Genomic DNA, 22,147 nt, shown 5'->3' with positions numbered 1-22,147 from the left:
CTCAGATAATCAAAGAATGTGCCAACAATTAAGTTGTTGAATATACTGTGTTTTAGTGGCTGTCGATTGTCAATGTGACATTCATTGATATATGTCAATTTCACATAAAACTGTCTGATTGACACTGGTTGGGTGGCCTTTTAAGCTGGGGACATGACTTCAACGGATGATGAATGGAGCGCATTGTATGGTGCTGCCGCCACGGGATTTCACCCATATTGCCTTAGATTTGACCACCAGTATTTCAAACCAGGATCGGTTTCACCGTCTGCTCAATACTATTCGCCAGACCCTCAATTGTGATGCTTCGGCGCTGCTGGCGTTTCGCGGTCAGCAATTCACCCCGCTGGCGATTGATGGACTGGAGCCGGACGTTCTCGGGCGGCGGTTTTCCCTGGCTGAGCACCCCCGGTTAGAAGCCATCGCCCGCGCCGGAGATGTGGTGCGGTTTCCGGCCGACAGCGATTTGCCCGATCCGTTTGACGGCCTGATCCCGCATCAGGAAGAGGCGTTGAAAGTACACGCCTGTATCGGTTTGCCCTTGATGGCCAATGATCACCTGATTGGGGCGCTGACAATTGACAGTTTTGATACTTCGGCCTTTCAGGAGTTCAGCGATCAGGATCTGCGGACGCTGAGCGCGCTGGCGGCCGTGTCGCTCAATAATGCCCTGATGATGGAGCAACTGGAAAAAGAAGCGGCAGGTAGCCCGGCGCCTCTGTCTTTGGGGAACCTGGGCGATACCGACCATCAGGAGATGATCGGTCAGTCGGCGCCGATGCAGGCGCTGAAAACTGAAATGGAGGTAGTGGCGAGCTCGGATCTGAACGTTTTGATCCTGGGGGAAACCGGGGTGGGTAAAGAGCTGGTCGCGAAAGGGATCCATCGTCAGTCCGGACGCGCCGACAAGCCGCTGGTGTATCTGAACTGTGCTGCATTGCCGGAATCGGTGGCAGAAAGTGAGTTGTTTGGTCATGTTAAAGGGGCGTTCACCGGCGCGATCAGCAATCGGAGCGGGAAGTTCGAGATGGCTAACGAGGGCACCTTGTTTCTGGATGAAATCGGGGAGCTGCCACCGGCGTTGCAGGCGAAGCTATTGCGGGTGATCCAGTATGGCGATCTGCAACGGATTGGTGACGACCGCAGTCTGAAAGTCAATGTCCGCATCATCGCGGCCACTAACAAAGATGTGAAGCAAGAAGTGGTTGAAGGCCGTTTTCGGGCTGACTTATACCATCGCCTGAGTGTATTTCCGCTTCATGTAGCGCCGCTACGTGAACGCGGACAGGATATTGCGTTGCTGGCGGGGTTTTTCATCGAAAAGTGCCGAACGAAGTTGGGACTGAATACATTGCGGCTAAGTCAGGCGGGTTTAGCGCGGCTAGAGGCGTACCACTGGCCGGGCAATGTGCGAGAGCTGGAGCATGCGATACACCGGGCAGCGATCCTGGCGCGGGCAGAGCTTGGCGCGGGGACGCCGCAGATGATGCCGCATCACTTCAACTTTACCGCTGACACCAGCAAAAGCGGCCATTTGCCAGTGGTAAGCCGTTCGGGGGCGCTGGGCGGTTCGTCAATGAAATCGCCTCAGTCCTTCGGCGGCAGTTTGCGCGATGCGACCGAAGCATTCCAGGCCGATTTTATTCGCCAGGCGTTGAAGAGCAATGAGAATAACTGGGCAGCGACCGCCCGCCAGCTCCAGATTGACAGCGGCAACCTGCATCGGCTGGCAAAGCGGTTGGGACTCAAGTAACCCGGAAGATTTCCCCGCTTAATTGACGATTTCCAGCTGCTGGTAAATCTCGCTGATCAGCAAGTCAAGTCGGTGGCGGAGTTGATGGATATCATCCTCCGTCGGTTGGAGACCTGCTTTTAACCCCTTCTCGATATGTTGTGCACTCTGGTAGACGTGATGGGCGCCAATACTGCCGGCTGCGCCTTTCAGCGAATGGCTGATCAGGATGGCAATGTCAATGTCATCCTGGTCCAGGGCCGCCTGGAGCTTCTGGATGTCCTGACCATGTTCATCGGCAAACATTTGCAGAAACTGCATAATGATGTCGTGGTCCTGATCCATCATCTCCAGTAGGTCGTGAATATTGATCTGCTCGAAGCGATCGGCCCATTGGACATCGTCATTATCACCTGCCCGATCCGTTTGATTTGCCTGCATCAAGGGCTGATCGCCTGTATCACTTGCAGCCGACTGAGCTGAATCCGATAAATCCGGAGCAGGGTTATCGGATGAGTCGTCCAGTAGAACGGTCTCTGGCTCGTTGATTGAAACCGGTTTTGTGGATGCCGCCTGTCCCTGGGAGGAAGCGTTCCGTAAAATCGCCATATAGTTAATTTTGTGCTTGAAACTTTGCAGGGCATCCAGAAGTTTCTGTTCATCCAGTGGTTTGGTGATGACGCAATCAACACCGGCAGCAATCATGTTTTTCTGCGTTTCCTCGAAGACATCTGCGGTACAGGCAAAAATAGGGGTTTGGCTGACCGGAGAGTCCATCGCCCGGATCTGCTCGGTGGCTTCTATCCCATCCATCACCGGCATATGGTTATCCATCAGGATCACATCAAACAGTTGCTGCTCGAGCACCTGCAGCGCCTTGGCCCCGTTTTCGGCAACTTCGGTGACAAACCCCCGTTGTTTGAGGAAAGCCTCAATAATCAGCACATTGAGGTGGTTATCTTCCACAATCAACACCTTCAGTCCTTTGAATGTGTTGGGCGTAATGTGGATCAGCTCTTTTTCCGTCTCTATATATTGGCCTTTGTGGATCATTAACGTGACGGTAAAGGCCGAGCCGAGGCCGGGTGTACTATCAATTGTGACGTTGCCGTGCATCTGCTCGGCAAGCTGCTTGACAATACTCAGCCCCAATCCCGTGCCACCGAATCGTCGGCTGGTGGATGCCTCCGCCTGAACAAATGGGTCAAAAATGTTTTTCAACCGGTCCGGTGCGATGCCGATCCCGGTATCTTTGACGCAAATGGTCAGGAAACATTCGTTGGCTTCCTGGCCGGCTTCCATGCTCAGCAGTACCTCGACTTGCCCTTGCTCGGTAAACTTGATGGCATTATTGACCAGGTTAAACAGAATCTGGCGCAACCTGGATTTGTCTGCAAAATACCAGTTGGTTGCATCGAAATTGCATTGGACCCTGAAGTTGATGCCTTTTTCCATCGCCAACGGATAGAAGATACTCTCGACCGTCCCGACGAGGTCGGTAAAACAGAAATTGGTTCGGTCGAGTTTGAGCTGACCTTGTTCGATCTTGGAGAAATCAAGAATGTCATTGAGCAACGACATCAAATGTTTGCCGGATTCCAGCAGGGTGCGGATATGTTTTTCCTGCTCGACCGACAAATCGGTTTTCAGTAGCAACTGGGAGAGGCCCAGCATGCCGTTCATCGGCGTGCGGATCTCGTGAGAGAGGTTGGCCAGAAAGGCGGATTTGGACCGATCGGCGGCTTCGGCTTTTCTCAGGGCCTGGTTCAGGCGTTTGTTGTCATTGGCAATCCGCTCAGCACCTTGGTTGAGCGCATCATGCAGTACCTGAAACTCGTGGGGCCCTTTGATTGGCGGGTTGGTACTGTAGTCCCCCAGCTTAAAGCGCGCAGCCATCTGAGAGAGCTTGGCCAGCGGAAAAGTAATGCGCCGGGTAAGTGTATAGGAAAGGACAACCACAATGAATGCATTGAGTAGCAGTGCAATCAGAAAGTAGCGGTTGAGATAAATGACACCCTGCAGTGCAACGACTTCGGGGGTGATCGACACCAGTGACCAGTTCAGCCGGGCATGGTTTGGATCGGTGTTTAGCCGGGTAATGACGGCGATTTGGTTGTCATTGTAGTAGTCGGCATAATGGAGCACTTGGCTCTGCTCAGGGGGACTTTGCTGTTGATAGTGCTGCAAAAAGTCATTCACCAGTTGCATGTTAAACCCCTGGTGGCGGCCGGAGAGAATCACGTTCCCCGTGTCGTCTATCAGGAAAACATAATCTTTGTCCTGATTCTGTTGGCTGAGATACTTCAGGTCGTCATTAATGTCGGTCAGCTCATAGCGCACGGCTAATAGTGCTGATTGTTCCTGAGTTTGGTGGCTATGGGTGACCGGAGTAATAAAATACAGGTACGGGGCCTGATTGAGATTGAAGGGTTGAGAAATATAAATTTTACTTTCCGAGTCGGTGAGTTGTGCCTGAATCTGTTCCATGGATGGCCCGCCGGACTGCCTGAGATCTTCAAGTACGTTGGGGGTGATATTGTCATGGCAGGATTCGGCAATTTGGTAATCGCCTTGTGGGCCGGGCTCAAGGAGAAATATGGCGGAAAAAGCAGGGTCGACAGTGGTATGGTCGACAAAATAATGTTTGAGTAATGACTCGTTGTCGGCGGTTTGGTATTTCTTGAACTCTGTAATCGGTGAGTGGGCCAAGGTGCTAAGCCACAGCAGGCGTTTGGAAATCAGGTTGTCGATATTATGGGCGGCCAGCTCATTTCGGTAGCTGAGTCCCTGCGAGATATTCGTGAGTGCCACCGAAGACATTTTGTGATTACTGGCCCAGCCATAGAGCAAGGCGGGCAAGATCCCAACCGTTAGCATACTGGCCATCAGGATCGGTCTAATTCTGTTAGGGACTAACCTGCTCAAACTCCATTCCCCTCAATAATTCCTTTTATGTGTTGTCCGTAAATCTTAGGTGATTATCAATCTGATTCATCCAGATTAACGATAGAAAGTTGATCTCAATTGCAAAGAAAATATTCAACAACGGATGAAAAGACAAATTACAGAATTAGAGTCGGGGTCAATGATCCGGCAGGCGGGTACTTGTTGAGAGAAAGCATGAGAGAGGAGTGTGCTCGACAACGCAGCCGGGTGGTTCCGGCTGCGGTTTGGGTAAGGTTAGTCTGTTTAGTTGAGCAGCTGCTCCAGGGTGAGCGGCGCGGCTGTGAGCCCGACCCGCTGGGCGGGCGTCATTCCGGTTCGGTCCTGATGGCAGAGGTTATGCCAGGCACGGTAGATATCCAGCAGTGGGAGCAGCCCTGCCGGACGCAGCTTGCGTCGCGGCTCATTCACCAGTTGAGCGAACTGCTCGTGGAATCTGTCCTGATATTCACCAATGGCATCCCAGCTCGCCAGTTCGAGCCATTTCGCCTCATTGCCTTTTTCTCCGCCCAGATGACAAATACCTTTGCTGACCTCTTCGTGGCGGGTAAACGCCCAGCGATCGCGCCACCAGCCTACCAGCACGATGTCAATGCGTCCGGCGCTCCGGCCGTGTTCCCAGCTGCTGTCGGCCTCGACATAGACCGGATGAACGGTTTTGGCTTTGATCCGCTCCATAAATACCGAAATACAGGCAGAGCGCAACAAGGTTTCCTGCGGCATAAAAATTGCCAGCGATTCATTGTGTTCCAGCATCTGCGCCAGGTGCAGGTAATGGGCATACACTGTATATTGCGGGCGGATCAGACAGCCCTTGGCCGGGTAATTCATGCGTGGCATGTTGGAGAGCGGATCTTCCATATTTGCGCGTGACAGGATCTCCCGGTACTTGGTATCTACCCGGGCCAGGATCCCCAGCGGGGGCGGCGGTGAAACTTCAACCAGGCGGGCACTCGGCGCAGCCATAAACCGGGTGTCATTCTGGTAAGGGTTATGGGTTTGCGAAGGCGATTCGACATCTGTTTGCTGGTAGTTGATATGCTGGCCGACTACATATCCGGAGTTGGCTTCGCAACTGGCAATCCAACTGACGCCGTTATCGCTTTTCGGTTGCAACGGCAACATGTTGGACGCCAGTGAGAGCTGATGGGCATGCTTAAACAACCGGGCATCAAACATCGACAACTGGCGACGGCAGCGACTGGCGATATGAGAGAGCTGATCGTAAAAGGATTTTGGATTCATGCTGAGGCGACGGCAGATATCCCGCACGGAATAACCGGTAAACAACAGGGCCAGCAGCTTTTGCTGAACCTGGTTTTTACCGTTAAACCCGGACCAGCGATCGACAAAGGTGCTTTGGCAGCATTTGCAGCGATAACGTTGCCGATCGCCGCTGTAACCAAAGGCATGATACAGGTGACGGTGGGTGAGCACCGGCAGGCCGAGACTCTCACAATCCGGATTGCTGCATGCCGGCAGGCCGCAGCTTTGCATCAGCTTGAGGCGTGAGACTTCGGCAGCAACATCATGGTTGTTCATCAGCGGCGGGAAAGCACCGCATTCGCGGCAAACTAAGGTTGGCCGGTTTGGATTGTTGCGCTGCAGGACGTAATGGCGGGTATCTTCTGAGCCGAAATTCGGGCAACCCACTGTTTTACAATGGTTAAGCTGGAGGTGGCCGCAAGCGGGCGGCAATAAGGAGTCATTACTATCCGTGTGGAGGGGGGTCATCATACCAACTTAACCTTATCCTTGTGCCTGGCAGCCTGGATATCCGGCAGCCACATTGAAAGGGAAGGGAGGGCACTGAATAAAAGGCGGCCCTTTTATTCAGTCCGTAATTAGCGTGACAACTCAGCCTTCAGTCCGTCGGTTCACCGGCGATGGGGCTAACCACCGCCATTCAAATTGTGTAAGACGCCACATTTTACAAAATATTGAGCCGCGATCCGTGGAGTGACTGCATCCTCGCCGACGCTAATTGTCCCTTTTTCTCATCGCTATACGTTCCGGCCTGGAAACGCATAGGGATGAGGAAAAAAGCGGCCGACGCATCGGGGCGCGCCAACCGCTTCGGGGTATTAGATGTTAATGGCCGTTTCCAGGGCCACATTCATCATCTGAGCGAATGATTTTTGACGATCTTCCGAGCTCAGCTTCTCACCACGCTTAATGTGGTCAGATACGGTCAGGATGGTGAGGGCTTTCGCGCCCAACTCTGCCGCTACGCCATAGATACCGGCAGCTTCCATATCCACACCCAGCATGCCCAGCTTTTCCATCTTGTCGAACAGATCGGCTTCCGGGCTGTAGAACAGGTCAGCAGAGAAGACGTTACCGACACGAACCGGTACATCTTGCTGGCGCGCCTGGCTCACTGCTGTTTCCAGCAGGTGGAAGTCGGCAATCGCTGCGAAGTCGTGGTCGTTGAAGCGGATGCGGTTGACTTTGGAGTCAGTCGAAGCCCCCATACCGATGATCACATCCATCAGTTTGACATCATCATGAACGGCGCCACAGCTACCGATACGGATGATATTCTTCACGCCAAAATCTTTGATCAGCTCGTGAACATAGATAGAGCACGACGGAATACCCATGCCGTGGCCCATAACGGACACTGGCTTGCCTTTATACGTGCCGGTGTAACCAAACATGTTGCGAACATCGCAAACCAGCTTTATATCTTCCAGGAAGTTTTCAGCGATGAATTTTGCGCGCAGTGGATCGCCTGGCATCAGGACCGTTTCGGCAAAATCACCAAGTTCAGCATTAATGTGTGGGGTAGCCATAGCTTACTCCTAGGAATGTATGAAAAATAAATTGAAAGCGATTAAGAGAAAAAGCGTTCTGCAATGGACTGGTAAGCAATACCACCCAGGTAAACACCGACGATACCCATAATGCCCGGCAACACTGGTGGCGCAGGCAATGGTAGTTTTACAGCTGAAAAGAACAGGCCAACGATTAAGCCTGCAAAAGTGGCAAGCAGAATTTCGTTCATGTGTTTACCCTCTAAAAATTGCATTTTTGAATTCTCTCCGGCGGATGCGGTGGCTCTTTATTGGCACCTTTTGTCATCGCCATGTCATGGGAGCAGTGTATGAAAGATGTCCGCGTTGTCTCGCGATCCCGATCACATTTTATCAGCCGTTTTTCTGAATTTCTCTCATTGATTACCAAATCTGTTGAAAAGGAGATGGAAACCGTTTGCTTTATGAGCGGTGAAAAATACGCGGTGAAAAGTGAATATTTGATGTTTTATATATTTATCAGACAATTGTGTTCATTTTTAACTGTTGTTGATGCATCGGGTTGCATTTGTGATGGGAGCGTTTTTGGTGACCGTGTTGTAATCGATTGCATTTAATCCGATTGTCAATTTCATGGATTACTGTGAGCATGGAAGTGATTTCTCCGGCCGGGTCGCGCCTTTTTATCCGGGGGAGAATCTATAGTTTTGTGGAGAACATCAACACGTTATTGCAGTATGAAGCTGGTATTAACGGAAAATTTGGCTAAAGATAAGAGAGACCACGACAGTAAGCGTTTTTATAAAGGGATGTAATAATGAAAAAACAGTTGCTAGCAGCGGCGCTGGCGTTGACGGCACTTCCGGCAAGCGCAGATATTTTTGGATTGTCGGTTGGCGCAACAGCAGGCGCGGCACAGTTAGAGTATGACGATAAAAGCGAATATGGCTACGAGTACGGTGTTAATGCCAGCTACCAGCTCAATGACTTTTTCAGTGTCAATGCCGGCGTGGTGCAGGGGAGCGGCGAAGTGGAGACTGATCTGTCAGCTTCCGATAATGACATTGACTACACCGCGATTCCGGTCACCTTCCGGGGCGATATTCCTTTGCTGATCGGCAGCTTGTATGCCAAGGCCGGTGCGAACTACTACGATGTCGATATCGAACGTGACGGCATGAAAGGCAACGATGATGGCTGGGGGTTTACCGGTGGGGTCGGTTTTATGTTCACCTTGCTGCCGCTGATTGATCTCACCCTGGGCTACGAATACCGCGATATGGGCGATGTGGAGAACAACGCGATTCTGTTTGGGGTCGGGATCGGTCTGTAACCGCAAACGGTGAATGTCACGCGATGTAATGCCTGCCCCTAGGTGGCAGGTATCGACCGCCCTTGGTCTGCGTTGTGAAATCAGCTAGTATCCTTGCCGTGTTTTTTGAGCTGGCTTTGGTTTATGCATAACTTAACGTTGTTATCTCAGGTTGAGAAAAATCGGATTGAGCTGGATAAGCAGGCAGCTTATGCCGTCTGGCAAGTGAAGAATGCCAAAAGAGGCCCGGATGTGTTTGTTGAGCAGAGCAACAACATCGCCGATGACGATGACCGGGACTTTTTTGAGCGCGCGGTGACCAAGTATAAAACCCAGATGGGCGTGGCTTAGCCATCCGACCTGATTCAAAAGCTGCCACGTTTCGACTTGGCAGCTTTTTTGTATCTGTCGAACAGGGTCGCACAGTCAACTGCACCGAAATTGACCAGATTATCAATCTTTACCGCCAAGTGAATGATTCTGAGGTATAATAGACGCCTTTTAGGGTCTGCTCTGGTATCTTAAAGAAAAGGTGGCTCCTGTGTTGGGGCTCAACTATCAGACTCAAGTTAGAGCTGAAACTGCGCGTAGAAGAGAGACCCGTGACGCTTGTGAGCAATATGCGGCGGCAGGTGACATGTATCGGGCATGAAGGAAAGTAACATGAGTGCAAGCAAGAAGGTTCTTGTTGTTGATGACGATCAGGAAATCCGTGAACTGTTGGATGAATATCTGACCAAAGCGGGATTTACCGTCATAACGGCGGCTGAAGGTGAAGAGATGAAGCGCCGCCTGGCTTTGGGATATCCCGATCTGATCCTGCTGGATGTCATGATGCCGGGGGATGACGGCTTTACCTTATGCCAGCATATTCGAAAAACCTCGGATGTACCGATTATTATGTTGACGGCTGTCTCGGATGAAATGGATCAGATCATTGGTCTGGAAATTGGCGCTGATGATTATATTGCCAAACCCTTCAGCCCACGTCAGCTGATGGCGCGGATCAAGGCCCTGCTGCGGCGGGTAAAACCGACCGAAGCCCAGCAAGCGCCGTCTGCGGCACCTAAAGCGATCCGGTTTGCCAACTGGCGGCTGGAAACCGCATCCCATCGTTTGTTCGATTTGGAGAAAGGCAAAGAGTATGAACTGTCGGGGAGCGACTTCGCCCTGCTGATGCTGTTTCTCACCCGGCCCAACGAAGTGTTGGATCGGGACACTATCTCTTATGCGACCCGCGGACGGGAAGCTCATCCTGCTGAGCGCGGGATCGATGTGCAGCTGAGTCGGTTGCGCCAGCGTCTGGGCGATAAAGGCACTCAGCAGCGGCTGATCAAAACTATCCGCGGCAACGGCTACGCATTTAACGCCGAAGTGACGTACGAAGAATAATCCGCTCATCCCCGCAATACCGGTGCAGTTAGAGGCGCAATCTGATGAATTGGAAAAAATGGTGGCCGAAGTCTTTGCTGGCGCGTACCTTGTGGTTCACCTTGCTGGCGGTGTTTTTGGCTCAGCTGATTGCTACCCTGATCTGGTATGGCCAAACCAAGCAGCGGGATCTGGAAGGGCTGGAGTCTGCCTCTGCCAGCATGGCCAATATGTTCGCCTCAACCGTGACCTTCTTCCAGTCACTGCCGCTGGAATACCGCCATATCGTGCTTGATCAGCTGCGCAATATGGGCGGAACCCGGTTTTTCGTATCTTTCAATGAAGAAGAGATCCGGATCGACCCCATCCCCGACTCGCAAATGAAAAACACCGCGGTGCGGGTATTTCAGGATGTGTTGCATGAAAAGCTGCCCCGGCTGGATGTGATCCGGGTGGAGTTTTCCCGTCCGGAAACGTTGCAAGTGCTGAAGAACGGGATTCTGCTCAGCGATCTCCCCCGCTCCTGGGCGCATTATACTTTGAGCCTGGAGCCGTTTAATCCCCCGATCCTGGTGGTCCAGCTGGAGCTGGCTGAAAACGAGTGGCTTTATATCGCTGCACTATTGCCGGCGCCGTACGTCACCCTGGAAGATGAAATCATCACCGGGCAGCAAATCCTGTTTCTGCTCTTTACCACCGCGCTACTGCTGGCTTTTACCTTCTTTATGATCCGGCGTCAGACCAAGCCGCTCAAGCGTCTGGCCAATGCCGCCAATGCCCTGAGCCTGGATATTTATCAGCCGCCGTTGGCGGAAGAGGGCGCCAGTGAACTGGTGACCGCCACCCGGGCGTTTAACCGGATGCAGCGCCGCTTGCGGCGCTACCTTGATGATCGGGAGCACCTGTTTTCAGCTATCTCCCACGATCTGAAAACGCCGATCACCCGGTTAAGGTTGCGGGCGGAGCTGATTGATGACGAAGATAAGATTGACAAATTTAACCGTGATCTCGATGAGCTGGAGATGATGGTGAAAGGGGCACTGCAGACGGTGAAAGATACCGATCTGCACGAGAATCTGACTCAGGTGGATCTCTCGGAGCTGCTGCGCAGTATTGCCGAGCGCCACAACAGTCCGACGGTGAAGGTTCACCTGCCGGACGTCCAGATTGCGCCGATGAAAGGCAAGCCGTTGGCGCTGAAACGTTGCCTCAGTAACCTGATCGATAACGGGGTGAAATATGGCCGTGAAGTGACGGTGATTGTCTCCGATCACCCGGATGGCTTGGCACTGATCATCAAAGACCAGGGCCCGGGGATCCCGGCAGAGAAACTCGAAGCGGTGTTTGAACCCTATTTTCGCCTCGCCAAAGATGCTGAAGGGCACGGCCTCGGGATGGGGATCGCGCGTAATATTATTCATGCCCATGGCGGGGATCTCACGATTCACAACGCAGAAGCGGGCGGACTGGAAGTGAAAGTCTATATTCCGCGTCTGCTGGACGAGTAAGACACATCAGAACGCACGGGAGAGCCGATGAAATTGAAACAGATAGTCCCCGCGCTCGGGTTGTGGCTTTGCGCGGCTGCCTCGCAAGCCGGTGAAGTGGAAGTGTTGCACTGGTGGACCTCAGGTGGAGAAGCCAAGTCCGTCTCGGTGCTGAAAAGCATGGTTGAAGCACAGGGAAATCACTGGAAAAACTTCGCTGTGGCCGGTGGTGGCGGGGACAGTGCGATGACGGTGCTGAAAACCCGGGTGGTCTCCGGGAACCCGCCAACGGCGGCCCAGATCAAAGGACTGGAGATCCAGGAGTGGGCCAAGCTGGGCTTTCTGACTGATCTGAACGAGGTGGCGAAAACCAACAATTGGGATACCATTTTGCCGGAGATTGTTGCCAATCTGATGAAGTACCAAGGCAACTATGTGGCGGTGCCGGTCAATATTCACCGGGTGAACTGGCTATGGGTAAATTCGGAAGTACTGAAGCAAGCCGATGCTGCGGCGCCGACCACTTTAGATGAGTTTTACCAGGTGGCTGAGCAGGTCAAAGCGGCAGGTTATATCCCGTTGGCTCACGGCGGGGAGCCGTGGCAGGATATCACCTTGTTTGAAGTGGTCGCTCTGGCGGTGCTCGGAGCCGACGGATTTCACAAGGCGCTGGTGGAGCTGGATATGGCAGCGCTTTCCAGCCCGAAAATGGTTGAAGTGTTTACTCACTTTCGCAAGATGCGGGATTATATTGATCCGCAGTACCGGGGCAGAAGCTGGTTTGATGCCACAGCTATGGTGATCGAAGGTGAAGCCGCCATGCAACTGATGGGCGACTGGGCCAAAGGCGAATTTGCTGCCGCCGGCAAGGTGCCCGGTCGGGATTACTTGTGTGTCGCTGCGCCGGGAACCCAGGGCAAGTTTACTTACAATATCGACAGCTTTGTCTTTTACCGCCTCAGCAATGAGGAAAACCGCCAGGCCCAGCAAGCGTTGGCCCACACGATTCTGGATAAACGCTTTCAGACTCAGTTCAACCTGAATAAAGGTTCAATGCCGGTGCGCAACGATCTGGATATGAGTTCGTTTGATCAGTGTGCGCAGGACTCGCGAGCGGCCTTTAATCTTGCCTCTGCAAACCATGCCCTGGTGCCGAGTGTTTCGCAGGGGATGGCACTGACCAGCTATGTTCAGGGAGCGATTTTTGATGTCGTGAGCGACTTCTTCAATGCCAAAGACCCGGATCCGGCCAAGGCAGCGCGGCGTTTGGCCCGGGCAGTGAAGTCGGCACTTTAACTGCTGTCCGCGGACAGTCTCTCTTCCTTGACGGCTTTTTTCCTGCCGCTTTCTATACTTATCAGAACTTGCCAATGACGGTTTGGTTGTTGGGCCCGAGATGCGATGTGAGGCCGGGGGAGATGAGAATGAAGCTGCTTTTTTTGGTTCGTCATGCCAAGTCCTCCTGGGAGGACCCGACCCTGGACGATCACGACAGGCCCCTGAGTGATCGCGGCCGGAAAAATGCCCCGGAGATGGTCGGGCGGCTCAATGCCTGGCGCACCGGCCCGCAGGTGATTCTCTCCAGCTCGGCACTACGGGCATTTAAAACTGCTGAGTATTTTGCCGATGGGCTGGAGAGCCACCCCCGGCTGGAAGTGTGCCCGGCGCTGTATACGGATTCGGCGAAAGGCCTGCTCAAGGTGATCAAAGCGGTGCCACCACAAATTGAATACCTGATGGTGATCTGCCACAATCCGGCCATCAATGAACTGGTGAACCAGCTCGGCTTGCGTACTGATAATGTCCCGACTTGTGGTGTGGTGGTGTTTGGTCTCGAAGTGGATAGCTGGCAGGCGGTTTGTCAGAAACAAGTCGGTGCCATTTATTTTGATTACCCGAAACGAAAAAATCATACCTGATTAGCAAAAACGCGATGATTATATTCAAATCCAGAATGCAGTGACTACAATTGCACATTAATCGTGTGGTTTATGTATAAACCGAATTTTTAGTCATTGGAGAAATTGGGGCGATGCTCAGGGAGACAGTGAGGCAGTTGCATAGGGAGTTGATTGAGACTGGGCTGGAGGGGTTGCACCGGATCTCGATCGCCCTGGTGGATGAAGCCTATCTCAGAACGTATGTTGATTCGACGGAGGGCATTCAACCGCTCAAGCACCATAGTATCCCGCTGGAAAAATCCCCGTCGCTGAGTGCACTGGTTCGGCAGAAGAAAACCCGGATTGTGGATGATTATTCCAGTTACCTGCGTCAGTGTCGCGGTAAAGCTAGTGCCTGGCTGCGTGAGAGCCAATTGCATTCGTCTTATACGATCCCGATCTTTTTTCAGAACAATTTTCTCGGGTTTATCTTTTTTAATTCCTGCAACAAGGCGTTTTTTAATCCGCTGACCGTAGCCACGCTTGATGACACGGTAAAGTCACTGCGCGAGAGCATCATTCATGAGCGTACTCTGTTCGACAACATTGTGTCGTTGAGTAAGTTTTCTGAGAAGGCCTCAGAAATTCGCGATGAATGTACCGCGATGCACTGTGGTCGGCTGACGACACTGACACGTATTATCGCCCGTCATGTGGTTCAGCATTGCCCGGTCACGGACCGGGAAGTTTATTACCTGATCAAATTCTCCCCCTTGCACGATATCGGCAAGATTGGTGTCGCGGATGATATTTTACTCAAGCCCGGTCGGCTGACCGCCGAGGAATTTCGGGAAATGAAGCGACATGTGGAGTACGGGATGACGATGGTGGATGCTGCCTGCGACGGGGTCGTCAAGCAGCATGAAGCGTATCGCATCATTCGGACGCTGATCAGCGAACACCATGAGATGCTGGACGGCAGTGGTTATCCGGAGGGATTGAAAGGGGAGGAGATCAGCCTCTTCTCCCGTATTGTCACGGTTTCGGATATCTTCGATGCGCTGACCAGTGACAGGCCCTACAAGAAAGCCTGGACACTTGAGCAGGCTCTCACTGAGCTTCAGGCGATGGCGGATCATGGGAAGTTGGATCCGTTGTGTGTGGAGGCGCTGCAGCAGTACTTTGATCAGCCGGATGCACAGCAGCGGTTTACCCTGTTCCGGGAAGAAGCCAGGATGTGTGCGTAGGGTGCGGTAGCAGCACACGACTCGAGAAAAAGCCGCTGACGTTTTCGCTAGCGGCTTTTTTCACTCAGAACGAGTGATGAACGGTAGAGGCTGGTAGCGGCTTAACGCCATACCCCTATTCTCCATTGAACGCAGAAGCATAAGTCGAAAGACTATTCATGATCGGGTTTGCTCGTCGGCGCCCAGTAGTTGGACATGATTTCTTCGGACCAGACAGGCTGTTTGACAGGCTCTCTTGGCAGAAATTCTTTCATCACGGGTTTGATATCGATGACTGGAGTGCCATCGATGGCGTCTAAACCATGGACTTGTATCTCGTTCCCCTTGACCGCAAGAACGCGACAAATGGTGACGCCCAACCGGTTGGGTCTGTTTTTACCCCGTTGTGCAAATATTCCCACCTTTGGCCAGTCAGGGTTATTTCTCGGATGGCGTGCGCCAACGGTAATTCTTGATTCATCGACTTGGTTAAAATAGTAAAGCACCTCAATGTGAGAGAAGTCGGCAAGGCCGGATAGCACTTCTGACTTGAACGTGTCACTGATGATGATAGCACTTGTTTCTTCATCCCAATGATCATCAATTGCTTTAGCTCTGGTCGAAACAACTTGGCCAACAGGCTCTACCGTAATTTTTCCATGCTTCATTGAATGACTGGCTCCTTCTGAATATTCACGGATGACAATAGCATTTCCTCGCCGAGCTGCGAAGAACTGACTAAATCGACGCTGCTTGTTTACGACCAGGGCGCATATACTCAAGGGAGACAAATGCTCGCTCTGTGGAGGCATCTCCCATGCCGGTTTCTACCTTTTACCCGCCGCAAGGCAAGCAGCTGCATCCGGTTAAGGTCTGGACCGATGATCTAGATGACCAGACGGCCTTGCAGCTCAAGCACACCGCTTCCTTACCGTTTATTTATCATCATGTTGCCGGGATGCCGGATGTTCATTTGGGCAAAGGGGCGACCATTGGTAGTGTGATTTCTACCGTCAGGGCGATTATTCCGGCAGCGGTTGGGGTGGATATCGGCTGCGGGATCAATGCGGTGCGCCTGTCGCTGACCGCTGCCGATTTGCCGGACAGCTGCCGGATGCTGCGCCAGGAGTTGGAATCGGTGATCCCGCTTGGGCCGGGGCAGGAGCATCAGAGGCCCCGGATCCGTGGCGATTCCCCGCTGGCTGTTCAGCTCGAGCAGATCCTTCAGGCTAATCCGGAATTGCGGAAGATGGTCAAACCCGGCCGCTGGGCCCATCAGGCCGGGACCCTGGGCGGCGGCAATCACTTTTTTGAGCTCTGCCTGGATGAGGCCGACGATCTTTGGGTGATGCTCCACTCCGGCAGCCGGGGCATTGGCAATGCGATAGGCCGTTATTTTATTGCCCAGGCTAAGCGCGATATGGAGCGCCATCATATTCACCTGCCCGATGCCGACCTGGCGTATTTCGAAGAAGGAGCCCGGAATTATCAGGGCTATGTGGATGCAGTGAGCTGGGCGCAGGCTTATGCCCGGTTGAATCGGGCGCTGATGATGGACGCGGCGCTGAAACGCATGGCGCGGCTGTTACCACCATTCACCGTGACCCAGGAAGCGATTAACTGTCACCATAACTATATTGAGCGCGAGGTGCATTTCGGCCGGGAGGTCTGGGTGACTCGTAAAGGGGCGATTCGGGCCCGGGTCGGCGATCTTGGGGTGATCCCCGGTAGCATGGGCACTAATTCATATGTGGTGCGCGGGCTCGGTAATCCGGAGGCTTTTTGTAGCTGCAGTCATGGTGCCGGACGTCGCATGTCGCGGACCCAGGCGAAAAAATTGCACACCGTCAGCGATCTGAAGGCCCAGACCGCCGGCATAGAATGCCGAAAAGACAAGGGTGTGATTGATGAAATTCCGACGGCATACAAAGACATCGACACGGTAATGGCCAATCAGTGTGACTTGGTCGATATTGTCCACACCCTGAGGCAAATTGTGAATATCAAAGGTTAAGTATACTTAACAGATAGTGACTTCACTGAACCGCTGGGGGAGACATGGAGGCACCGACGACAAGGTTCTCATACCATCACGGTGTGGCGCTGCTTCATGAAAAGCTGTTGCACAAGGCAGAACGTATCCTGATCTTCGGTCCGACCGGGGCTGGCAAAAGCTTTTTGGCCGCCGAGCTGGCCCGGCGGTTGTCAGCTGCCGGTCGTGAGTGTTTATGCCTGAGCGCGGATCCGGGAACGCCGAGCTTTGGCGTACCGGCGGCGGTTAATCTGGGGCAATGGCGTCTAGGACATAGGCGTCTGGAGAACAGCCACCAGGACAACTGGCAGTTGCTTGAGTTTGAAGGGCTCTGCAGTCTGGATGCGGCGCGTTTTCGCCTGCCGTTGTCTGAAGCTGTTGGACAATTGATGCGCAGTGCTCCGGAGCATACCCCGTGTCTGATAGATGCGCCGGGGATGACCCAGGGCGTGGCTGCGGCAGAAATGTTGCAGACCCTGGTGGCCCGCACGGCGGCGTCCCGGCTGGTGGTGTTGGCGGAGCGCGAACAGGTGGCGGAAGTGATGCCTGTCATTTCCAGCCTATCTTGCCCTGTACTCTGGTTGTCACCATCACCGCAGGCCCGCCTGATCCAGCGTAGCGAACGGCTGGACTGGCGGACCCGGCTATGGCAGCACTATATGGCACAATCGGTTGAGTTAGAGCTGCCGTTGCATATGCTGTCGATATTAGGGACGCCACCGCCACAAAACGATCCCGAGCGCTGGCCGGGGCTGCTGGTCCGGCTCAGTGATCACAAGGGCCAGTTAACCATGGGGGAGGTGGTGGCGTTGGCGTCACAAGACATCAGGCTGCGCTGTCCGGTGCCGCACATAGCCCAACAATCGCTGTTGCAACTGCGACCACCGAGTCAGATCTTGCTCCGGGACGCCAGACACTTGCCCGGCCATAAATTGCGTACGGTTCGTCATACGCCCCACATCCAACCGGTTCCATCCAATCGTAAACCTTCCCTGGTGTATGCCCACCGGACCAAAGTAGTGGATCGCAGCCCGCCGATCAAACAACGGGATATGACTGCCGAGTTGGTGAATGGTTTGTTTGAAGATCCGCTGTTGCTGATTAAAACCCACTGGAGTCGTCGCTGCATTTTGTTTGATTTAGGCAATACGATCCGTTTACCCATGCGCTTTAGCCATCATGTCAGCCACATTTTTATTACTCACGCCCATTTTGACCACATCGGCGGGTTTATGGGGCTGTTACGGGTACGGCTTGGTACGCCATCGCCTTGCAAGCTGTTTGGCCCCCCCGGGTTGGCGTTGCATGTGGCTGGGATGCTGAGCGGGATCTTATGGGATCGCATCGGCGAGAATGGGCCGGAGTTTGAGGTAGCTGAGTTACATGGTAAGACGTTGCGATGCTACCGGCTCAAGGCCGGTTACAAGCAGGTTGATGTATTGCCGGAGCAAACGGTTCATCAGGGCGTGATCCACCAGGAAGCCAGGTTTTTGATCCGCGCAGTCGAGTTGGATCACGGGACGCCCGTTCTTGCTTACGCTTATGAGCCGGTGGAGTCCATTCGGATTTCCGAGCAGGTGCTGCAAGCCATGCCGTATCCGCCGGATCGTTGGCTGGGCAAACTCAAGCATTGCTATCTTGCCGGCGAGCTGGATGATTTGATCACCTTACCCAACGGGGAGGCGTGTACGGTCAGCACTCTGGCATCACAGTTGATCGAGAAGCAGGCCGGGAAGAAGCTGGTTTACGCCACTGATCTCGCCGATACCCCTGAGAACCGACGTAAGCTGATTGCACTGGCCCGTGATGCTGACACGCTGATCTGCGAAGCGGCATTTTCGCATCAGGATCTATGGCGCGGGCGCAATAACGGCCACCTGACAACCACCGCCTGCGGGGAAATTGCTCTCGCTGCAAACGTGAATCAGCTGGTACCGTTTCATTTCTCCCGGCGTTATGAAGGGGATCCGGACGCTATGTATAGGGAAATCGAAGCGATCTTTCCCCATGTGGTTCGGGCCGGTCCCGGCTTGTCTGGCTGAATCCAGCCCGCCAGTATGGCGGGCTGGAGGGGCGAGTGCGCTTAGAACTGTATGGAAGGACAATCAGTTGAGGGTCACTTCCCGCTCAACGACTTCACCGTTTAGGGTCAGGATAATTTTGAGCACATCCTGACTCATGACCGGCCGGGTTAAGTTGGCCACATAATTAAACTTCACCGTGGTTTGCAGGGCAGAATACACGCCGGTGATGTTCTGGACATCGGTAATGTGTTTGAAGCTGCCGCCGGTTTGCTCCGAGATCTGTATTAAGTCCTGGGTATAGGCGTCGTTGCTGATGGCAATACTGTGGACCGGCAGGTTCATCGATTTGGCTTTCGCAATCAGGCCGTCAAGATCGTTAAACCTGGCATTGCCATCGGTCATGACGAAAACCGAGTTGACATCACCCGTGGCTTGTTTCGTGGTGTCCAGCGCGACATGAATTGAATCTTCAAGCTCAGTTCCGCCTCCCCAAGGGTAGTCTTCATAAATGGCGTGAACGTTATCTGTTCGGCCGGCATGTTTGGTATCGAGCACTCTGTCTTCCCACATTGGCACATGCATGTTGTAAAAATCGATCGCAAAGTGCAATGAAGCCTTGTCCTTCATAAAGCCGGAATCACTGTAGCTGATGGTCGTATCGACGCCGTTCTCGTCTAGGAAGCTGTAACCATCAAGGAATGACTTGCTAATCAAGTTGACATCCAGGCTGAACGGGATCACTGCCACTTCATCTTCGACATTTTTTTCCATCATAAACTGATGTGCTGCCAGCGCTGTCAGGCGAAAACGGTTGTAGGTGACGTCATTACTGTCAGTAACGGGATCGCCTTGCTCGTCATATACTTTCGAAGACATGGAACCACTGGCATCCAGGGTCATCACGATGCTGTTGCGGACTTGCAGCTGATCGGCGGTGTTGAGGGAAACGATCGGGTTCTCATTGGCATTGACCAAAATCTGGAACGCGCCCTTGGCGACTTGGATCACTGCTTTGCCGGACTGGCTGTCTGTGATCGAGAATGCCAGGGTGTCATTATCGATTTTCTGGATCCCGTTAATCACATAGCTGGCATCCTTGGCAATCGTTGAAGCGACGACATCACTCACCTGATCAGCGGTTTGCATGAAGTTCTGGGCATTGGCTTCCAGCGTTTTAAAGTTGTCAGAGGTGGCAACCAGTTTGGAGTTCTCAAACGCGGTATCTTCCCCTTCAACTTCCAATGTGAACTGACCACACGCATCGGTCGTTGTGGTTTCACTGAAGATCGCGTCATTATTGGCGACCAGCGAGATTGCAGCATTGCTGAGCGGGTAGTAGCCGGTTGGTACATTCGGACAAGCCGCGTCTGTTGCTTTGGTTGTCAAGCCCCGCGATGCGTTGAACAGAGCTTTTTGTGCTGTCACCTGAGCCGGTTCCGGTGTTACCAGGGTCCCGCTGAATGTGGTTTTCGCCGGGGTTGTATCCGGTGTTTGTCCGGGACCTGTTTTTGATTCACCGGAGGAGTTGCTGCTATTACAACCACTCAATAAAGCGGCAGCAAGAACGGTTAGTGTAAAGAGTTCCTTCTTCATTGTGTCACCCAGTTATTGTTTTATTTGTGTAAAAAACCATCAAAAGAGTGATCATTTGAGCATGAATATATATGCATAGTGAATTGCACGCATATAAAAATGCTACTTGTATCCAGTCATTAAAATTTTGGTGTCTATACGCTTGACATATTACAACTCTTTGAATTTATGGAGGGAAGAGTTACAGAGGCATGCATGAAATTCGGGATGTCTCTTATATTTTCTGATACCGATAAAGCATTTATGTTGATGAATTCATCACTTGAGTTGGTTTTCTGGAGTAGAATCACGTTTTTCCTGGATGTTTATCTGTATTGCCCTATCATTGCCCTAGTTTTGTAACCCTGAACATTATGGAAATCCGAATGGACAAAGATTCGTTACTGACTGGTTTTTCACGCTCACTTCATCTTCAGAGTAAGGAATTCGGTATAGAAAAGCTGTTCAATGAAGTGAAAGTGATGAGCGGAAAAAACATCAGTCCACGGACGTTTTCCAATAAAATCAATCCGGCGCAGGCAGGTCATCAGCTGACTTTGCAGGAGTTTATGTTGACCATGAAAGTATTGCAGCAGGAAGAACGTCATGTGTTCATTCTGGACGAAATGCTAAAGCTCTTCGGGCTTCAATGTGAGCGTATAGAGACTGGTGAGCTACATGAGATCACTTACCGTAATGTTTTGAATGCCTGGATGGACTGGGATAAAGAACGCGGGGATGTGCAGCAGGAAATTCGGGCAGCACTGTCTGACGGCAAAGTCAGCGCCAATGAGCTGGAAGAGATTAAAAAAGAGATGAGCCAGGATATCGACGCCATGATTAAACTACGCGATATGCTGGAATTTGCCTGCGAAAACCGGATTAATATTAAGTAAATCCCGCTTCATAACATTCATTGTGTAGGGTTAGACAAGACGCTGACAGGGAGAGGGCTGCTTTCAGTGCAGCCCTCTCATTCAGACCTCAGCGGCCACTTTTAAGTAGCAGGGGCTCGATGATCTGTTGCCATTTCTGGTAGGCTACAGCATTCAGATGGAGATCATCTCGGCTGTACTCGTCCAGGAGCTGTTGCCGATCGCTCAACACCGCGTTCAGGTCGATGAAGGGGATCCCTCTTGCACGGCAGGTTTGTCTGAGGCGCTGGTTGAGCAACGTCACGGACGAGTTCAGCGAAGCCAATCGGCTGCCAACATGCAGGGTCGACTGTACAACCGGTTCAATGGCGTGTTGTTGCCAGATCCCGAGCATTTCCTCATAACGGCCAAGCACGGCGTCGACGGTTTCATCTTGGGCCAGGTCGTTGATCCCTGCCATGACAAAGACTTGTTTTGGCTGCAGTTGTAACGTTGTGTCTATCCGGCACAACATCCCCCGGGTGGTATCGCCGGCCAGACCCCGGTTGGCCAGTTTGATGCCGGGAAACATCTCAGACCACACCCCCCACTCGGTAATGGAATCGCCAAACATCACGATATCCGCTTGGGACCCGAACGTGCGATGGCAGTCGGTCATCTGCAAAGATCGACTGATAAAACCGGCGGTTTGTTTTACACAGAGCTGGTCACAGAGCATAGTCAGTCGCTCGGCGTCATTCGCAGTGTCGGGTAGCTGCGCTAAGGTGCTATAGGCGTCACTTAAAAACAGTGCCTTACTCAGATCCGGATTTTGACTCGCGAGGTTACGGAAGAGATTGTCCAGAAACAGATACGGCGACACTGGCTGCAGCGTATGGCACAGGGTGATAAGATCTGTGTCGGCATCCTGTCCATCAGGCCTGATGTTCTGGCTCAT

General features: G+C 52.7%; 19 protein-coding genes. 12 read left to right on the top strand and 7 right to left on the bottom strand.

Annotation, left to right across the window (positions count from 1 at the left end):
- The first annotated feature begins 187 nt into the window (after window positions 1-187).
- Window positions 188-1,753 carry a nitric oxide reductase transcriptional regulator NorR gene (gene norR / locus NNL38_RS18725; RefSeq protein ID WP_255391955.1) on the top strand — a complete coding sequence of 522 codons (1,566 nt, stop codon included), beginning with the start codon at window positions 188-190 and terminating at the stop codon, window positions 1,751-1,753.
- 18 nt (window positions 1,754-1,771) lie between these two features.
- On the opposite strand, the gene NNL38_RS18720 is transcribed toward norR, so the two are convergent.
- The 4 genes from NNL38_RS18720 to NNL38_RS18705 form a co-directional block, all read right to left on the bottom strand.
- A complete protein-coding gene (locus NNL38_RS18720) occupies window positions 1,772-4,618 on the bottom strand; it encodes a hybrid sensor histidine kinase/response regulator (protein WP_255391954.1) in 2,847 nt (948 codons plus the stop codon).
- A gap of 303 nt (window positions 4,619-4,921) precedes the next feature.
- Window positions 4,922-6,412 (bottom strand): lactate dehydrogenase, encoded by a 1,491-nt coding sequence (locus tag NNL38_RS18715; protein ID WP_255391953.1) that lies wholly within the window; start codon window positions 6,410-6,412, stop codon window positions 4,922-4,924.
- Between the two features lie 347 nt (window positions 6,413-6,759).
- Window positions 6,760-7,470: a purine-nucleoside phosphorylase gene (gene deoD, locus NNL38_RS18710; RefSeq protein WP_255391952.1), complete on the bottom strand. Its 711-nt coding sequence runs from the start codon at window positions 7,468-7,470 to the stop codon at window positions 6,760-6,762.
- A 41-nt stretch (window positions 7,471-7,511) separates the two neighbouring features.
- Window positions 7,512-7,682, bottom strand: a complete 171-nt coding sequence (locus tag NNL38_RS18705; RefSeq protein ID WP_255391951.1) for a XapX domain-containing protein — start codon at window positions 7,680-7,682, stop codon at window positions 7,512-7,514.
- A gap of 99 nt (window positions 7,683-7,781) precedes the next feature.
- Between NNL38_RS18705 and NNL38_RS18700 the strand changes: the two genes are divergently transcribed.
- The 8 genes from NNL38_RS18700 to NNL38_RS18665 all read left to right on the top strand — a co-directional run bounded on the left by NNL38_RS18700 (window position 7,782) and on the right by NNL38_RS18665 (window position 14,728).
- Complete coding sequence (locus tag NNL38_RS18700; RefSeq protein ID WP_255391950.1) at window positions 7,782-8,048, top strand: hypothetical protein; 267 nt, start codon at window positions 7,782-7,784, stop codon at window positions 8,046-8,048.
- 200 nt (window positions 8,049-8,248) lie between these two features.
- Window positions 8,249-8,764 (top strand): porin family protein, encoded by a 516-nt coding sequence (locus tag NNL38_RS18695; RefSeq protein WP_255391949.1) that lies wholly within the window; start codon window positions 8,249-8,251, stop codon window positions 8,762-8,764.
- A 123-nt stretch (window positions 8,765-8,887) separates the two neighbouring features.
- Entirely contained in the window at window positions 8,888-9,094 is a 207-nt protein-coding gene (locus NNL38_RS18690) for a DUF3283 family protein (protein WP_255391948.1), read from the top strand.
- A 312-nt stretch (window positions 9,095-9,406) separates the two neighbouring features.
- Window positions 9,407-10,135 carry a response regulator gene (locus NNL38_RS18685; protein ID WP_255391947.1) on the top strand — a complete coding sequence of 243 codons (729 nt, stop codon included), beginning with the start codon at window positions 9,407-9,409 and terminating at the stop codon, window positions 10,133-10,135.
- Window positions 10,136-10,179: 44 nt separating this feature from the next.
- Window positions 10,180-11,622 (top strand): ATP-binding protein, encoded by a 1,443-nt coding sequence (locus tag NNL38_RS18680; protein ID WP_255391946.1) that lies wholly within the window; start codon window positions 10,180-10,182, stop codon window positions 11,620-11,622.
- A 27-nt stretch (window positions 11,623-11,649) separates the two neighbouring features.
- Window positions 11,650-12,897, top strand: a complete 1,248-nt coding sequence (locus NNL38_RS18675; RefSeq protein ID WP_255391945.1) for an ABC transporter substrate-binding protein — start codon at window positions 11,650-11,652, stop codon at window positions 12,895-12,897.
- A 128-nt stretch (window positions 12,898-13,025) separates the two neighbouring features.
- Window positions 13,026-13,520, top strand: coding sequence for a SixA phosphatase family protein (locus tag NNL38_RS18670; RefSeq protein WP_255391944.1), 495 nt, complete (start codon window positions 13,026-13,028; stop codon window positions 13,518-13,520).
- Window positions 13,521-13,633: 113 nt separating this feature from the next.
- The gene (locus tag NNL38_RS18665; RefSeq protein WP_255391943.1) at window positions 13,634-14,728 is read left to right on the top strand and encodes an HD domain-containing phosphohydrolase; all 1,095 of its coding nucleotides are present in this window, start codon (window positions 13,634-13,636) and stop codon (window positions 14,726-14,728) included.
- 152 nt (window positions 14,729-14,880) lie between these two features.
- On the opposite strand, the gene NNL38_RS18660 is transcribed toward NNL38_RS18665, so the two are convergent.
- Complete coding sequence (locus NNL38_RS18660; RefSeq protein ID WP_255391942.1) at window positions 14,881-15,375, bottom strand: SAM-dependent methyltransferase; 495 nt, start codon at window positions 15,373-15,375, stop codon at window positions 14,881-14,883.
- 149 nt (window positions 15,376-15,524) lie between these two features.
- On the opposite strand from NNL38_RS18660, the gene NNL38_RS18655 reads away from it, so the two are divergent.
- Window positions 15,525-16,721, top strand: a complete 1,197-nt coding sequence (locus NNL38_RS18655) for an RtcB family protein (RefSeq protein WP_255391941.1) — start codon at window positions 15,525-15,527, stop codon at window positions 16,719-16,721.
- Window positions 16,722-16,765: 44 nt separating this feature from the next.
- The gene (locus NNL38_RS18650) at window positions 16,766-18,781 is read left to right on the top strand and encodes a Clp1/GlmU family protein (RefSeq protein ID WP_255391940.1); all 2,016 of its coding nucleotides are present in this window, start codon (window positions 16,766-16,768) and stop codon (window positions 18,779-18,781) included.
- 63 nt (window positions 18,782-18,844) lie between these two features.
- Here the strand turns inward: NNL38_RS18650 and NNL38_RS18645 are convergent, their stop codons facing one another.
- Complete coding sequence (locus tag NNL38_RS18645; RefSeq protein WP_255391939.1) at window positions 18,845-20,356, bottom strand: vWA domain-containing protein; 1,512 nt, start codon at window positions 20,354-20,356, stop codon at window positions 18,845-18,847.
- 365 nt (window positions 20,357-20,721) lie between these two features.
- Here NNL38_RS18645 and NNL38_RS18640 point away from each other — a divergent pair, with 365 nt between their 5' ends.
- Entirely contained in the window at window positions 20,722-21,231 is a 510-nt protein-coding gene (locus NNL38_RS18640) for a phage regulatory CII family protein (protein WP_255391938.1), read from the top strand.
- Window positions 21,232-21,319: 88 nt separating this feature from the next.
- Here the strand turns inward: NNL38_RS18640 and NNL38_RS18635 are convergent, their stop codons facing one another.
- A complete protein-coding gene (locus NNL38_RS18635; protein ID WP_255391937.1) occupies window positions 21,320-22,147 on the bottom strand; it encodes a GDSL-type esterase/lipase family protein in 828 nt (275 codons plus the stop codon).

The sequence above is a fragment of the Photobacterium atrarenae genome, assembly GCF_024380015.1.
Taxonomy (GTDB): Bacteria; Pseudomonadota; Gammaproteobacteria; order Enterobacterales; family Vibrionaceae; genus Photobacterium; species Photobacterium atrarenae.
The sequence above is the reverse complement of the archived record's forward strand: the minus strand, read 5'-3'. Positions and strand labels throughout refer to the sequence as shown.

Excerpts from the sequence above, each read along its gene's own strand:
- norR (WP_255391955.1), top strand. The coding sequence starts at position 188 with ATGGTGCTGCCGCCACGGGATTTCACCCATATTGCCTTAGATTTGACC.
- NNL38_RS18720 (WP_255391954.1), bottom strand. The coding sequence starts at position 4,618 with ATGGCCAGTATGCTAACGGTTGGGATCTTGCCCGCCTTGCTCTATGGC.
- NNL38_RS18715 (WP_255391953.1), bottom strand. The coding sequence starts at position 6,412 with ATGATGACCCCCCTCCACACGGATAGTAATGACTCCTTATTGCCGCCC.
- deoD (WP_255391952.1), bottom strand. The coding sequence starts at position 7,470 with ATGGCTACCCCACACATTAATGCTGAACTTGGTGATTTTGCCGAAACG.
- NNL38_RS18705 (WP_255391951.1), bottom strand. The coding sequence starts at position 7,682 with ATGAACGAAATTCTGCTTGCCACTTTTGCAGGCTTAATCGTTGGCCTG.
- NNL38_RS18700 (WP_255391950.1), top strand. The coding sequence starts at position 7,782 with ATGAAAGATGTCCGCGTTGTCTCGCGATCCCGATCACATTTTATCAGC.
- NNL38_RS18695 (WP_255391949.1), top strand. The coding sequence starts at position 8,249 with ATGAAAAAACAGTTGCTAGCAGCGGCGCTGGCGTTGACGGCACTTCCG.
- NNL38_RS18690 (WP_255391948.1), top strand. The coding sequence starts at position 8,888 with ATGCATAACTTAACGTTGTTATCTCAGGTTGAGAAAAATCGGATTGAG.
- NNL38_RS18685 (WP_255391947.1), top strand. The coding sequence starts at position 9,407 with ATGAGTGCAAGCAAGAAGGTTCTTGTTGTTGATGACGATCAGGAAATC.
- NNL38_RS18680 (WP_255391946.1), top strand. The coding sequence starts at position 10,180 with ATGAATTGGAAAAAATGGTGGCCGAAGTCTTTGCTGGCGCGTACCTTG.
- NNL38_RS18675 (WP_255391945.1), top strand. The coding sequence starts at position 11,650 with ATGAAATTGAAACAGATAGTCCCCGCGCTCGGGTTGTGGCTTTGCGCG.
- NNL38_RS18670 (WP_255391944.1), top strand. The coding sequence starts at position 13,026 with ATGAAGCTGCTTTTTTTGGTTCGTCATGCCAAGTCCTCCTGGGAGGAC.
- NNL38_RS18665 (WP_255391943.1), top strand. The coding sequence starts at position 13,634 with ATGCTCAGGGAGACAGTGAGGCAGTTGCATAGGGAGTTGATTGAGACT.
- NNL38_RS18660 (WP_255391942.1), bottom strand. The coding sequence starts at position 15,375 with ATGAAGCATGGAAAAATTACGGTAGAGCCTGTTGGCCAAGTTGTTTCG.
- NNL38_RS18655 (WP_255391941.1), top strand. The coding sequence starts at position 15,525 with ATGCCGGTTTCTACCTTTTACCCGCCGCAAGGCAAGCAGCTGCATCCG.
- NNL38_RS18650 (WP_255391940.1), top strand. The coding sequence starts at position 16,766 with ATGGAGGCACCGACGACAAGGTTCTCATACCATCACGGTGTGGCGCTG.
- NNL38_RS18645 (WP_255391939.1), bottom strand. The coding sequence starts at position 20,356 with ATGAAGAAGGAACTCTTTACACTAACCGTTCTTGCTGCCGCTTTATTG.
- NNL38_RS18640 (WP_255391938.1), top strand. The coding sequence starts at position 20,722 with ATGGACAAAGATTCGTTACTGACTGGTTTTTCACGCTCACTTCATCTT.
- NNL38_RS18635 (WP_255391937.1), bottom strand. The coding sequence starts at position 22,147 with ATGAGCCAGAACATCAGGCCTGATGGACAGGATGCCGACACAGATCTT.